Genomic DNA, 12,394 nt, shown 5'->3' on the forward strand with positions numbered 1-12,394 from the left:
CCGTCCGGCGGTGCGTCACTAGGCTGACCGCGTCATCACCAGGCAAGGACGCACGGGGGTGGGATGAGCGTCACCGAGGACCGGTCGCCGGCCGAGGCCGAGGCCGATGCAGGCGCGGTGCGGCGGATCCTGGACCGCGTGCGCGAGCACCTCGGGATGGACATCGCGTTCCTCTCGGGCCTGACGACGTCCGCGGAGGTCGTGCTCGCCACCAGCGCCGAGACGGGCCCGATGCAGATGGCCGTGGGCGACGCGCGGGACCTCGACGACACGTACTGCGTGCGGGTGCTGTCGGGCAGCCTCCCGGGGGTGATCCCCGACGCGCGTCGGCACCCGGTGGCACGGGAGCTGACCGCGACGGCGGAGCTGGGGATCGGCTCCTACGTCGGCGCGCCGCTGCGGGGCCCGGACGGCCGGCCCGTCGGGATGCTCTGCTGCCTCGGCCGGGGGCCGAACCCGCTGCTCGACGAGGACGCGCTGCGCGTCATGGGGCTCGCCGCGGCGCTGGTCGAGGACCGGCTCGGGGTGCTGGGCCTGCCGCACCGGCCGGCGGTGTCCGAGCGGGTGCGCTGGGTGCGGCAGGTCGTCGCGACCGGGGACCTGCGCACCGTGTTCCAGCCGATCGTGCGGCTGGCGACCGGCGAGGTGGTCGCGGTCGAGGCGCTGTCCCGGTTCGACCCCGCCCGGTTCCCGACGCCGGTGCACGCGTTCGCCGCCGCGTCCGCCGCCGGCCTGGCGGTGGAGCTCGAGCTGCTGGCCGCGCGGTGCGCGCTCGACCGGCTGCCGGACCTGCCCGCCGGCGTGCGGCTGTCCGTGAACCTGTCCGCCGAGGCGCTGCTGGACCCCCGGACGCCCGCCCTGCTGCTGCCGGGCGGCCGGTCGGTCGGCGTCGAGGTCACCGAGCACACCCCGGTGCAGGACTACCCGGCGCTGTGCGCGGTGACGGACCGGCTGAAGGACGCCGGGGTGCACGTCGCGGTCGACGACGCCGGCGCGGGGTTCGCCAGCCTCCGGCACGTGCTCCAGCTCCGGCCGACGATCATCAAGCTCGACCTCGGGCTGGTCCGCGGGATCGACGCCGACCCGGTCCGGCAGGCCCTCGCGCGAGCCGTCGGCGACTTCGCGGGCACGCTGGGGTCCCGGCTGGTGGCCGAGGGCGTCGAGACGCCGCAGGAGCGGGACGCGCTGCTCGGGCTCGGGGTCGAGCTCGGGCAGGGGTACCTGCTGGGGCGGCCGGGGCCGTGGGAGGACGCGGTGGCGGCACCCGCCCGCTGACCGGACGAGGTGCCGCGCCGCCTCAGGCCACGTCCCGCCGCGCCGTCCGCCACAGGCCGATCGCCAGCGGCACCCCGACCCACAGCGCGGTCGACGTCGCGAGGCGCGCCCAGTCGCCGCCGGCCATGTCCCCGGACATGAGCGTGGACACCGGCCCGGACATGTCGAGCCACTCGGCGGGCTCCCGCAGGGCGTCGACCAGGTTCGCGACGATCGTCCACACGGTCGGGAGCGCCAGGTAGGCGACGATCGCCGCCGGGGTGGACAGCAGCGCGAGCCCGAACCCGAGCCCCTGCGCGACGAGCAGCAGCAGCCCGAGGGTGCTGCCGCCGACCAGCGCCCAGTCGAGGGTCCACGGCCCCGCGCCGTCCCGCAGCGCCCCGCCGGTGAGGTTCGCCAGCGCGGCGGCCGCGACGGTGGCGACCATGATCGCCAGCGCGAGCAGCCCGGCCGCGGCGGCCTTCGCCCCGTGCACGCGGGTGCGCCGCGGCTCCAGCACGAACGTCGTCAGGGCGGTGCGCTGCGACCACTCGGAGGTGGCGGCGAGCACGCCGACCAGCGGCAGCAGCAGCAGCTGCCCCGCGGTGGCGGCCTCGGTGAGGTCGGACCAGCTGAGCGACCCCGCGTCGGAGGTCCACAGCATGAGGGCCATGAAGGCGACGTCGACGAGGACGATCAGGGCCAGCAGCCAGCGGCCGGCACGGGTGTCGATCTGCTTGCGGAGCTCGACGCGCACCTGGCGGTGCCACGGGATGCCGGGGAGCGCGGCGGGGGCCGGCAGCGCCACGGCGGGGTTCTCACGGACGGCGGTCATGCCGCGGCCTCCTGTCGGTCGGTCCCAGCGGTGAGCGTGAAGAACAGGTCCTCGATGCCGGCGGACCGGGCGGGGCGCAGGTCGAGCACGACGACGCCCTGGTCGAGCGCGCAGCGGCCGACGGCCTCCGCGCCCGCGGACGTGGCCAGGCCCCCGCCGTCGAGCGGCCGGACGTCGTGGCCCGCGGTGAGCAGCGCGCGGGCGAGCGCGCCGTCGTCGAGGCTGCGCACCTCGGTGCCCGGCGCGGACAGCAGCTCCTGCGCGCTGCCCTGCGCGAGCACCCGCCCGCGGCCGATGAGCACGAGGTCGTCGGCGACGGCCTCGACCTCGCGGAGCAGGTGCGAGGACAGCAGCACGGTGCCGCCGTCGTCGGCGAATGCGCGCAACAGGTCCCGCATCCACCGGATGCCGGCCGGGTCGAGGCCGTTCGCCGGCTCGTCCAGCACCAGAGCCCGCGGTTGCCCGAGCAGCGCGTGCGCCAGCCCGAGCCGCTGCCGCATGCCCAGGGAGTACGTGCGGGTGCGAGCGTCGGCCTCCGCGGCGGTCAGCCCGACCAGCGCCAGGCACTCCGCCACGCGCGAGCCGGGCAGGCCCATGAGCCGCGCCGACAGGGTCAGCACCTCGCGGCCCGAGCGCCCGGCGTGCTGGGCGGACGCGTCGAGCAGGACGCCGACGACGCGGCCGGGGGTGGGCAGGTCCCGCAGCGGCCGGCCCGCGACGGTCGCCGTGCCGGACGTCGCGGTGGCGAGCCCGCACAGCACGCGCATGGTCGTGGACTTGCCGGCCCCGTTCGGGCCGAGGAACCCGGTCACCCGGCCGGGCCGGGCGGTGAACGACACGTCGTCCAGGACGGTCGTGGCGCCGTAGCGCTTGGTGAGGTGGCTGATGTCGATCATGGTGGTCAGCCTCGCCGCGGGGCGTCCCGGCCCGCGTCGGCTCCGGGGCTCGACCCGGGCGGCGCCGGTGGGTGGGCCGCTCCACCTTTCGGCGGAGGCGTCGCAGCCGCCGGGGCGATCCGCGGCGGGCAGCGCCCGACCTATGCTCGCCGGCATGCCCTCCCGTCCCGCCACCGCCGCGGTCGCCGAGCCGCCGCGCCTGGGCGGCTGGTCCCGGACCTGGCGCTACCTCGTCGCCATCGGCACGGGGCTCCTGCTGTGGATGATCGTGGTCATCGACCTCAGCACGCAGCCCGGGGTCGAGGACGACGGCCGCGTCGGCGCCGCCGTCCTGCTGGACCTCGTGGTGGGGGTCCTGTCGATCGGCCTGCTGCCGCTGCGCCGGCGGTACCCCGTCGTGGTGGCCGCGGTGCTGGCCGCCGCCACGGCGGTGTCGTCGTTCGCTGCTGGACCCGCGATCCTCGCGCTCGTGTCGCTCAGCACGCGGCGGCGGTGGCGCGAGGTCCTGCCGGTCGCCGGGCTGTGGTTCGCGGCCGGTCTCGTCTACGAGCTCGTCTACCAGACCGGAGCCCAGGAGGAGCCCCCGAGCCACCTGATGACGATGCTCGTGATCGCGCTCAGCGTGCTCGGCACGGCGCTGGTCATCGCCACGGGCTTCTACATCGGCACCCGGCGCGAGCTCGTCCGCTCCCTCGAGCTGCGGGCCGAGGCCGCGGAGCACGCGCAGGAGTCCCGCGCGGAGCAGGCCCGGCAGGCGGAGCGCACCCGGATCGCCCGGGAGATGCACGACGTGCTCGCGCACCGCATCTCGCTGGTCGCGATGCAGGCCGGCGCCCTGGCCTACCGCGAGGACCTCACCCGGGAGCAGATCACGCAGTCCGCGGAGACGATCCGGGACAGCGCGCACCAGGCGCTCGGCGAGCTGCGCGAGGTGCTCGGCGTCCTGCGCACCGACGGCGGCTCGGGGGTCCTGCGGCCGGGACAGGCCGGGCAGGTCGCCGTCGAGGCCCCGCAGCCGACCCTCGCGGAGCTGCCCGCGCTGCTCGCCGACTCCGTCGAGGCCGGCGGCCGCATCCAGCTCGACACCTCGGGCCTGCCCGGCGGTGACCTCGCGGCGCTCGCGGCCCTGCCCGGCACGACGTCCCGGACGGCGTTCCGCGTCCTGCAGGAGGCGCTGACCAACGCGCGCAAGCACGCACCGGGTCAGGAGGTGCGGGTCCGGCTGGCCGGCGTCCCGGGGGAGCGGCTGCTCCTGGAGGCCCGCAACCTGGTCCCCGCGACCGTGCCGGCCGCCGTCCCCGGTGCCGGGCTGGGCCTGGTGGGCGCGGCGGAGCGCGCGGACCTGCTCGGCGGCTCGCTGGAGCACGGGGTCGAGCGGGACGGCACCTTTGCCATGAGAGTGTGGCTGCCGTGGCCGAGCTGACGACCCCCGCCCCGGTCCGCCTCGTGGTCGTCGACGACGACGCCCTCGTGCGGGCCAGCCTGCGGATGATTCTCGGGGGCGACCCCGCCATCGACATCGTCGCCGAGTGCGCCGACGGGGCCGAGGCGGTCGACGTCGTCGGGCGGCTGCGTCCCGACGTCGTGCTGATGGACGTCCGGATGCCGCGCGTCGACGGCCTCACCGCCCTGCGCACGCTCCGCGCCCAGGGGTCGACCGCCCGGGTGGTCGTGCTCACGACGTTCGACGCCGACGAGCTCGTGCTCCGGGCCCTGCGCGAGGGTGCCGCCGGGTTCCTGCTGAAGGACACGCCGCCGGCCCAGCTGGTCGAGGGCGTCCGCCGCGTCGCCGCCGGGGAGCCGATCCTGTCCCCGACGGTCACGGCGCAGCTCATCGCCACGGTCACCCGCCCCGAGGACCGGACCCGCCGCGACGACGCCGTCCGCCGGCTGGAGCAGCTCACCCCTCGCGAGCGGGACGTCGCGACCGCCGTGGCGCGCGGGCTGTCGAACGCGGAGATCGCCGAGCAGCTCTACCTCGGGCTCGCGACCGTGAAGACCCACGTGGCGCACCTGTTCGCGAAGCTCGACGTGACGAACCGGGTGCAGATCGCGCGGCTGGTGCACGACGCCGGGGTGGAGTAGCGCGCACCGACCGGGTCAGGCCGTCACGTCGCCGATCACGTGCGGGTCGCCCTGGAACGGCCGGAGCGTCGCGGGAGCGGGGAACGGCAGCGTGTGCGTCCCGCGCCCGGGCGCGCCCATGACGTCGGGCGCGACCACGACCCGGTCCGGGCCGACCTCGACGAACCGCACGCGCTGCACCGACCCGTCCGGCAGGTCGAGCTGCCACAGGTCGGCGAGCCACCGCAGCCCGCGCCCCTCCAGCGCCTCCTCCGCCGCGAGCCAGTCGACCGGACCGGTCAGGTCGCGCCCGAGGCGGTCGACCGCGACGAAGTCCTCGCCGTCCGGCCGGATCCAGCCCAGGAGCTCGCGGTCGTCGGCGCGGCGGTGCTCGGACCAGTCGGCGGGCAGCATCGGCACAGGCTAGTGGGGCGCCGCGTCAGCGCAGCCGCACCGGCCCGGCGTCGATCGGCACCCGGAACAGCGCGTACGGCCGCTCGCGCAGGTCCTCGCCGCCCTGGTACGTCGCCTGCCGGTGCAGCTGGTTGGCGGTGACGTAGAGGTACCCGTCGGCGACGGCCATCGTGTCCGGCCAGAGCACGCTCGGGTGGTGCAGCACCGTCCGGAACGTCCCGTCGGGCTCGCGGCACAGCACGGCGTCGTGCTCGTAGGCGGTCAGGTACAGCCGGCCCTCGTCGTCGGTCTCGAGCCCGTCGGAGCCGGTGCCCTTGTCGCCCTCGTCGCGGACCGTCGCGGCGACCCGTGACTCGTCGGCCTGCTCGTCGGCGAGCGCGTCGACGGACACGCTCCACCACCGGCGGGAGGCCAGCGGGCAGTACCAGAGGCGCTCGCCGTCGGCGGAGATGGAGATGCCGTCGGCGCCCATCGCGACCGGCTGCGGCTCCGCGTCCGGCTCGGGCCGCTGCACGAACGGGCGGCCCTCCACGACGGGCCGGAACTCCGACCACGGCTGCGCCTTCGTCGACGGGTGGTCGTGCAGCCGGCGCCACGCCCGGCCCGACGCGAGGTCCACGACGACGATCCCGTTCGGCCCGGAGTCTGAGGAGTCGGTGATGAACGCCGTGCCCGCCTCCCCGCGGCGCAGGTCGAACCGCACGTCGTTGAGGTACGTGCTCGGCAGGGCGACGTCGGTGTCGAACGTGATCACCTGGACGACCTCGTCGGTCGCGAGGTCCACGCACACCAGCTTCGGGCCGCCCTTCGACGTCGGCCGGAACATCGGGCTGCCGGTGTCCAGCACCCAGAGCCGGTCGGCGGGGTCGACGACGACGCTCTGCACCGAGACGAACGCGCTCGCGTCGTCGTCGCCGCCGGGGGAGTTCCACGCCTCGTCCGGGTACGGCACCGCGACGCCGTCGCGCAGCTCCGTGACGGTCGCCGGCACGTCGTCGCCCCACAGCGGGTAGTTGACGAACACGCGCCCCGCGGCGGACACCGTCACGCCGGTCGGCATCGGGCCGTCGAACGCGTGCACGAGCTCCGGCTCGCCGACCGGCGCGTCCTGCGCGGTCACCTCCGGGCCGCTCACGTCCCGCCCGCTCACGCGGCGGCGCCCGGGCGCAGCAGCACCTTCGTCCACCCGTCCTCGCGGGCGTCGAACCGGGCGTACCCGTCGGCCGCCTGGTCGAGCGGCAGCTCGTGGGACACGATGAACGACGGCTTCGCCCTGCCCGCGACGATCAGGTCGCGGAGCTGCCGGTTGTACCGCATGACGGGCGCCTGGCCGGTGCCCATGTGCTGGCCCTTGGTGAAGAACGTGCCGTAGTCGAAGCCGATGCGGCCCTCCTTCGCGCCCTCGTCCGCCGCGCCAGGGTCCTGCGGCATGTACACGCCGACGACGCCGATGCCGCCGGTGGTCCGCACGCTCGCGACCAGGTTGTCGAGCACCAGCTCCGGGTGCTCCTCGCCGGAGGGGTCGTGCGCCTGGTACCCGACGGCCTCGACGCCGCAGTCCACGCCGCGGCCGAGCGTCGCGTCCATCAGCTGCTCGACCGGGTCGCCCTGCGAGAAGTCCACACCGATCGCGCCGATGCTCTCGGCGAGCCTCAGCCGGTCCGGCTCCTTGTCGACGACGAACACCCGGGAGGCCCCGCGGAGCAGCGCGCTGTGCGCGGCCATCAGCCCGACCGGGCCGGCGCCGAACACGGCCACGTCGTCGCCCGGCGACATCCGGGCCAGCTCCGTGCCGTGCCAGCCGGTCGGGAAGATGTCGCTCAGCATCGTGAAGTCGTTCTCGTGCTCCGTGCCCTCCGGCAGCTCGAGCAGGTTCACGTCGCCGTACGGGACGCGCAGGTACTCGGCCTGCCCGCCGTCGTAGGGCCCCATGTTCGCGTAGCCGTACGCCGCGCCGTCCATGCCCTCGATCGGGTTCGTGCGCAGGCAGAACGACGTCCAGCCGTGCAGGCAGTTGCGACACGTCCCGCACGCGATGTTGAACGGGACGCTCACCCGGTCGCCGACCTTGATCCGGCTGACCGCCGGGCCGACCTCCTCGACGACGCCCATGTTCTCGTGCCCGAGGACCTTGCCCTCCTCGACCGAGGTGCGGCCCTCGTACATGTGCAGGTCGGAACCGCAGATGTTCGTCGTGGTGATCCGCACGATCACGTCGGTGGGCTTCTGGATCGTCGGGTCCGGGACCTCGACGACCTCGACGGACCGGGGACCGCGGTAGACGACTGCGCGCATGGGTGTGCTCCCTCGTGAGGTGGCGTGGCCGCTCCGGGCCCGGGGTGGCCGCGGTCGGACCGCACGGCGCCCTTCGATCCTGCGCCCGCGAGCCCGGGTCGGCATCTGGGGGCCGCTCTCGAGCGGCGCGCTCGTGGGGGTCGACCTAGCGTGGCCGCATGCGCGCGATCGGAGTGACGGAACCCGGCGGCCCGGAGCGGCTGCGCGAGCTCGACCTGCCGGAGCCGGAGCCCGGGCCGGGGGAGATCCGCATCGCGGTGCGGGCGGCCGCGGTGAACCCCACGGACACCGGGCTGCGCGAGGGCCTCGGCATCCCCGAGGGGCTGGAGCCGCCGTACGTGCCGGGCATGGACGCCGCGGGCGTCGTCGACGCGATCGGCCCGGGCGTGGAGCTGTCCGTCGGCGACCGGGTGGCGGCCGTCGTGAACCCCCGCCGGCCGGAAGGCGGCGCCTACGCGGAGCGGGTCGTCGTGCCGCAGACGAGCGTCGCCCGGGTGCCCGACGACCTGGACCTGGTCGCGGCGGCGACGGTGCCGCTCAACGGGCTGACGGCGCTGCGGGCGCTGGACCTGCTCACGCTGCCCGACGCGGGGACGCTGGCGGTCACGGGAGCGGCCGGAGCCGTCGGCGGGTACGCGATCGAGCTCGCGACGGCGCACGGCTACCGCGTGGTCGCCGACGCGAAGCCGGAGGACGAGGAGTTCGTCCGCGCCGTCGGCGCCCGCACCGTCGTGCCGCGCGGTGACGGCTTCGGCGACGCCGTCCGCGCGGCGGAGCCAGGCGGGGTCGACGGGCTGCTCGACGCCGCCCTGCTCGGGGCGAAGGCGCTCGGTGCGGTGCGGGACGGCGGCGTCGTCGTCGCGCTGCGGCCGTTCGACGGCGAGGCGGACCGCGGCATCCACGTGCGGACGGTCAGGCCGGCGGACTACCTGGAGGACGGGGCGCGGCTCGCGGAGCTGCTGCGGATGGCGGCCGAGGGGCGGCTCACCGTGCGGGTCGCCGCGACGATGCCCGCGAGCGACGCGGCGGAGGCGCACCGGCGGCTGGCGGCCGGCGGGGTGCGGGGGCGGCTCGTCCTGGAGCTCTGAGCCGCCGCCCCCGGCTGGCGGGCGGGCGTGTCGGAGGGGGCTCGTAGTCTCGATCCATGGTGCTCGACGGTGCGCTCCTGGACTGGCTGCTCGACAGCGACCCCGCCCTGCGCTGGCAGGTCGAACGGGACCTCGCGGGAGCGCCGCCGTCGGTGTGGCGGGCGACGCGGGCGCGGGTCGCGACCGAGGGGTTCGGCGCCCGGCTGCTCGCCCACCAGGACCCGGACGGGCAGTGGGCGGGCGGCGCGTACTTCCCGGCCGGGTACCTCGAGGGCCCCGAGGAGGAGGAGGGCCAGCCGTGGACCGCCACGACCTGGAGCCTCAACGCCCTGCGGGAGTGGGGCGTCGACGCGTCGGCGCTCGCGGGCACCGCCGAGAAGCTCGCCGCGAACAGCCGCTGGGAGTACGACGACCTGCCGTACTGGGACGGCGAGGTCGACGCCTGCATCAACGCCTACACGCTCGCGAACGGCGCGTGGCTGGGCGCGGACGTCTCCGGGCTGGCGCAGTGGTTCGTCGAGCACCGGCTGCCCGACGGCGGCTGGAACTGCGCGTGGGTCGAGGGGTCCACGCGGTCGTCGTTCCACTCCACGCTGAACGCGCTCCGCGGCATCCTGTCGTACGAGCAGGCGACGGGCACCGCGGGGGATCTGCGCGCCGCCCGGCACGCGGGCGAGGAGTACCTGCTGGAGCGGCGGCTGCTCTACCGCCGGTCCACCGGCGAGCTGGTCGCGCCGTGGGCCACCCACCTCGCGTACCCGTTCCGCTGGTTCTACAGCGCGCTCAAGGCCGTGGACCACTTCCGGTCCGCCGCGCTGCACGACGGGGTGCCCCCTGACCCGCGGCTGGCGGACGCGGTCGAGTCGATCCGCGCCGCCCGGCAGTCCGACGGCACGTGGCTGCAGGAGCGGCGCCACCCCGGGACCGCGTGGTTCGAGGTCGACGTGCCGGCGGGGGAGCCGTCGCGGTGGCTGACGTTCCACGCCGCGCGGGTGCTGGCGTGGTGGGACCGGGCGGGCGGCTGATCCGCGCTCGGGCTGCTAGGCGACGCTCAGGTCGAGGTGCAGGGCACGCAGCCGGTCGGGCGACCCGGTCAGCGCGCGGGCCCGGTGCAGCTCGGTCGTGTCCTCGACCGCGACGAGCCGCGCGTGCAGGCCGAGCGGCAGGTCCCCGACCACCGCGCCGTCGTCGAGCGCGAGCCCCGCGGTCGCCCGCCCGGCCACGTCGTCCAGGACCAGCCACGCCTGCTCCGGCGGCAGCCCCGCGTCGACGAGCTCGGGCAGGTCCCGCAGGTGTAGCCCGGCCGTGTACCCGAAGGACGTCGCGAGCCGGGCGCCGACCACGTACTGCAGGGCCCAGCCGTACAGCTCGATCTCGCCACGGAGCGCGTGGTCCTCGTGCGTCCTCATGGGGGTCACCTGTCTTCTCGGGCAGCGCCCGGGTCGTCACCGTCCGAGCACCATAGCCCGGAAAAGAAGAAGGTCAAGCCCGTCCTTCGGCGCGAAGTGGTCGTGCATTGGTGAGAATGCCGCACCCCGGGCGTCGAGAACTCCGTCCGGCGCGATGACCGGGACGCTCGGGCGCCGGCGCTCCCGGTGGTGCCCGAGTTTGCACGCATTTCTGTGCGCATTGTGCGGGTCCGTCGGAAAATCGCTGCACGACCGGAGCACGGGGCGCCGCCACGTGCGGCGCCCCGGCCGGGACGTCGGCCTGCGCCCGTCAGCTGGCGGGTGCGATCCGGGCGTACAGCGCGGCCGGGTCGCCGGCGAGCGAGGCCTTGACCATCGCGCTCCACTCGTCGACGACGACCTCGATCTCCCCGGCGGCCAGGCCGTCGAGCGAGGCGCGGGGCACGAGCGCGGGGTCGATCATCGGCCCGTCGTAGCCGGCCATGATGTCGGTGTCCGCCGCCCCGAGGTGGACGCCCTGGACCAGGGTGCCCTGCGCGGCGAGGTCGAGGCGCACGCCGTTGGTCATGTTCCACTCGGCGGCCTTCGCGGCTCCGTAGGCCCCGTTCCCGGGGAAGGAGAACCACGACAGCGCCGACAGGACGTTGACGACCGCGCCGCCGCCGGCCGCCGCGAGCGCCGGGGCGAACTCGCGGATCATGTCGAGCGTGCCCCAGAAGTGCGTGTCCATCTCACGCCGGATCTCGTCGAGGTCGCCCGTGACGAGCGGCGTCGAGGTGGCGATGCCCGCGTTGTTGATCAGCAGGGTGACGTCCGTCGCCGCCCGGGCGGCGGCCACGACCGAGGCGTGGTCGGTGATGTCGAGCTGCAGCACCTCGACGCGGTCGAGGGACGCGAGCTCGCGCGCCTCCGGGGTCTCGGTGCGCCGTACTGTCGCGTAGACCTTGCGGGCCCCGCGGGCGAGGAGCTCGTCGACGAACCGGCGGCCGATGCCGCGGTTGGCTCCGGTGACGAGGGCGACCTGGTCGGTGATGTCCATGTGTGGCGTTCTCCCTTCTCGCGGTCGGCCTGGTGGTCGACCTGCGCGGGTACGCTAGAACCTCACGTTGACGTCAAGGGCAAGTCCGGCCCGCCGTCATGACCGAAGGGGTGCGCGTGCGCATCGGGGACGTCGCTGAACGGGCCGGGGTCAGCCCCCGGGCCCTGCGCTACTACGAGGAGCAGGGCCTCCTGCCGGCCCAGCGGACGGCGAGCGGCCAGCGCGTGTACGACGAGGCCGCGGTCGAACGCGTCCAGCTGATCCAGCAGCTGTTCGCGGCGGGACTCGCCAGCCGCACGATCGTGGAGCTGCTGCCGTGCGTCGACTCCGGGGTGGCCAGCGACGAGGCGCTCGCCCTCCTCCGGCAGGAGCGTGACCGCATCACCGAGAGCATGGCCGCGCTCGCGCAGGCCCGCGCTCAGCTCGACCGCGTCATCGAGCTCTCGCTGCACCCGGACCCCGAGCACTGTCCCGCGCTCCGGACCGAGACCGCACCGGCAGCGGGATGAGCGCGGTGGGTCCTCCGGCCCTGGCACATCCCCGAGCCGCCCGCCGGTAGGCTGAACCCGCGCCGAACGGGCCCCACCGGTCCGACCGGCGACGCATGGGGCCGACGAGAACACCTCGCGGGTCCCGCGCGCCTGTAGCTCAGTGGATAGAGCACCGCTCTCCTAAAGCGGGTGTCGGCAGTTCGAGTCTGCCCAGGCGCACAGCACCCGTTTGTACAGGTGCATCGAGGAGCTGCTGGGTACTGCGCCGACTTCATGAAGGCCGCGACGTTCTCCACCACGAAATACCGGGGTCTCACCCGGACGATCCTGCGGGGGTTCTCACGCCAGAGGGTGTTGCGCTCATCCTCGGCGTCCTGCTTGCCGAATGTCGAGAGGGCGGCCCACCCACGATGACGTCGACCGAGGGCACGTACCGCGTTCGTAGCCACTCCTGGATCGGCCGGACGAAGACGTCGGCCTCCGGGTGGTTCTGCTGATAGGTGGCCGCAGCCGCGACGTCCATCTCGACGGTCTCCACGGTCGAGTAGCCCCCTTGCGATCCCAACCCCGCACTGAACCCGCTTGCGCGGCGAAGAGATCGAGGACCGT

Annotated in this window: 14 protein-coding genes and 1 tRNA gene; 7 read left to right on the top strand and 8 right to left on the bottom strand. The window is 75.1% G+C overall.

Features of this window, described 5'->3' with window-relative positions; genetic code table 11:
- Positions 1 to 63: 63 nt before the first annotated feature.
- Complete coding sequence (locus KJP73_RS02010) at positions 64 to 1,275, top strand: sensor domain-containing phosphodiesterase (RefSeq protein ID WP_213281092.1); 1,212 nt, start codon at positions 64 to 66, stop codon at positions 1,273 to 1,275.
- Positions 1,276 to 1,297: 22 nt separating this feature from the next.
- Here KJP73_RS02010 and KJP73_RS02015 read toward each other — a convergent pair whose 3' ends face one another.
- On the bottom strand, positions 1,298 to 2,089 hold the full coding sequence (locus tag KJP73_RS02015; protein ID WP_213281093.1) for an ABC transporter permease: 792 nt from the start codon (positions 2,087 to 2,089) through the stop codon (positions 1,298 to 1,300).
- Positions 2,086 to 2,985 (bottom strand): ABC transporter ATP-binding protein, encoded by a 900-nt coding sequence (locus KJP73_RS02020; protein WP_213281094.1) that lies wholly within the window; start codon positions 2,983 to 2,985, stop codon positions 2,086 to 2,088. Before KJP73_RS02020 ends, KJP73_RS02015 begins: the two co-directional genes overlap by 4 nt.
- A 154-nt stretch (positions 2,986 to 3,139) precedes the next feature.
- Here KJP73_RS02020 and KJP73_RS02025 point away from each other — a divergent pair, with 154 nt between their 5' ends.
- Both KJP73_RS02025 and KJP73_RS02030 read left to right on the top strand, forming a co-directional pair.
- Positions 3,140 to 4,408 (top strand): sensor histidine kinase, encoded by a 1,269-nt coding sequence (locus KJP73_RS02025; protein WP_249669020.1) that lies wholly within the window; start codon positions 3,140 to 3,142, stop codon positions 4,406 to 4,408.
- A complete protein-coding gene (locus tag KJP73_RS02030; RefSeq protein WP_349628271.1) occupies positions 4,396 to 5,070 on the top strand; it encodes a response regulator in 675 nt (224 codons plus the stop codon). The genes KJP73_RS02025 and KJP73_RS02030 overlap by 13 nt, the downstream gene beginning before the upstream one ends.
- Positions 5,071 to 5,085: 15 nt before the next feature.
- On the opposite strand, the gene KJP73_RS02035 is transcribed toward KJP73_RS02030, so the two are convergent.
- The 3 genes from KJP73_RS02035 to KJP73_RS02045 are packed head-to-tail and all read right to left on the bottom strand — an operon-like array spanning position 5,086 to position 7,758.
- Entirely contained in the window at positions 5,086 to 5,463 is a 378-nt protein-coding gene (locus KJP73_RS02035; RefSeq protein WP_213281096.1) for a hypothetical protein, read from the bottom strand.
- Positions 5,464 to 5,488: 25 nt separating this feature from the next.
- A complete protein-coding gene (locus KJP73_RS02040) occupies positions 5,489 to 6,598 on the bottom strand; it encodes a major royal jelly family protein (RefSeq protein ID WP_249669022.1) in 1,110 nt (369 codons plus the stop codon).
- 11 nt (positions 6,599 to 6,609) lie between these two features.
- Entirely contained in the window at positions 6,610 to 7,758 is a 1,149-nt protein-coding gene (locus tag KJP73_RS02045) for a glutathione-independent formaldehyde dehydrogenase (protein WP_213281097.1), read from the bottom strand.
- A gap of 158 nt (positions 7,759 to 7,916) precedes the next feature.
- Here KJP73_RS02045 and KJP73_RS02050 point away from each other — a divergent pair, with 158 nt between their 5' ends.
- Positions 7,917 to 8,846, top strand: coding sequence for an NADP-dependent oxidoreductase (locus tag KJP73_RS02050; RefSeq protein WP_213281098.1), 930 nt, complete (start codon positions 7,917 to 7,919; stop codon positions 8,844 to 8,846).
- A 56-nt stretch (positions 8,847 to 8,902) separates the two neighbouring features.
- Positions 8,903 to 9,871: a squalene cyclase gene (locus KJP73_RS02055; protein ID WP_213281099.1), complete on the top strand. Its 969-nt coding sequence runs from the start codon at positions 8,903 to 8,905 to the stop codon at positions 9,869 to 9,871.
- Positions 9,872 to 9,886: 15 nt separating this feature from the next.
- Here KJP73_RS02055 and KJP73_RS02060 read toward each other — a convergent pair whose 3' ends face one another.
- Together KJP73_RS02060 and KJP73_RS02065 are read right to left on the bottom strand one after the other, a co-directional pair.
- Entirely contained in the window at positions 9,887 to 10,255 is a 369-nt protein-coding gene (locus tag KJP73_RS02060; protein ID WP_213281100.1) for a DUF4262 domain-containing protein, read from the bottom strand.
- 310 nt (positions 10,256 to 10,565) lie between these two features.
- Positions 10,566 to 11,294, bottom strand: a complete 729-nt coding sequence (locus tag KJP73_RS02065; RefSeq protein WP_213281101.1) for an SDR family oxidoreductase — start codon at positions 11,292 to 11,294, stop codon at positions 10,566 to 10,568.
- Positions 11,295 to 11,410: 116 nt separating this feature from the next.
- Here KJP73_RS02065 and KJP73_RS02070 point away from each other — a divergent pair, with 116 nt between their 5' ends.
- The gene (locus KJP73_RS02070; RefSeq protein ID WP_249669023.1) at positions 11,411 to 11,803 is read left to right on the top strand and encodes a MerR family transcriptional regulator; all 393 of its coding nucleotides are present in this window, start codon (positions 11,411 to 11,413) and stop codon (positions 11,801 to 11,803) included.
- Between the two features lie 128 nt (positions 11,804 to 11,931).
- Positions 11,932 to 12,004: transfer RNA gene (locus tag KJP73_RS02075), tRNA-Arg, on the top strand.
- Between the two features lie 94 nt (positions 12,005 to 12,098).
- On the opposite strand, the gene KJP73_RS19675 is transcribed toward KJP73_RS02075, so the two are convergent.
- Positions 12,099 to 12,308 (bottom strand): hypothetical protein, encoded by a 210-nt coding sequence (locus KJP73_RS19675; protein ID WP_433995137.1) that lies wholly within the window; start codon positions 12,306 to 12,308, stop codon positions 12,099 to 12,101.
- Positions 12,309 to 12,394 lie beyond the last annotated feature (86 nt).

It is taken from the genome of Cellulomonas hominis (assembly GCF_901521055.1).
Taxonomy (GTDB): Bacteria; Actinomycetota; Actinomycetes; order Actinomycetales; family Cellulomonadaceae; genus Cellulomonas; species Cellulomonas endometrii.

Bases quoted from the DNA above. Each gene is read 5' to 3' on its own strand.
- KJP73_RS02010 (WP_213281092.1), top strand. From the start codon at position 64: ATGAGCGTCACCGAGGACCGGTCGCCGGCCGAGGCCGAGGCCGATGCA.
- KJP73_RS02015 (WP_213281093.1), bottom strand. From the start codon at position 2,089: ATGACCGCCGTCCGTGAGAACCCCGCCGTGGCGCTGCCGGCCCCCGCC.
- KJP73_RS02020 (WP_213281094.1), bottom strand. From the start codon at position 2,985: ATGATCGACATCAGCCACCTCACCAAGCGCTACGGCGCCACGACCGTC.
- KJP73_RS02025 (WP_249669020.1), top strand. From the start codon at position 3,140: ATGCCCTCCCGTCCCGCCACCGCCGCGGTCGCCGAGCCGCCGCGCCTG.
- KJP73_RS02035 (WP_213281096.1), bottom strand. From the start codon at position 5,463: ATGCTGCCCGCCGACTGGTCCGAGCACCGCCGCGCCGACGACCGCGAG.
- KJP73_RS02045 (WP_213281097.1), bottom strand. From the start codon at position 7,758: ATGCGCGCAGTCGTCTACCGCGGTCCCCGGTCCGTCGAGGTCGTCGAG.
- KJP73_RS02050 (WP_213281098.1), top strand. From the start codon at position 7,917: ATGCGCGCGATCGGAGTGACGGAACCCGGCGGCCCGGAGCGGCTGCGC.
- KJP73_RS02055 (WP_213281099.1), top strand. From the start codon at position 8,903: ATGGTGCTCGACGGTGCGCTCCTGGACTGGCTGCTCGACAGCGACCCC.
- KJP73_RS02060 (WP_213281100.1), bottom strand. From the start codon at position 10,255: ATGAGGACGCACGAGGACCACGCGCTCCGTGGCGAGATCGAGCTGTAC.
- KJP73_RS02065 (WP_213281101.1), bottom strand. From the start codon at position 11,294: ATGGACATCACCGACCAGGTCGCCCTCGTCACCGGAGCCAACCGCGGC.
- KJP73_RS19675 (WP_433995137.1), bottom strand. From the start codon at position 12,308: ATGGACGTCGCGGCTGCGGCCACCTATCAGCAGAACCACCCGGAGGCC.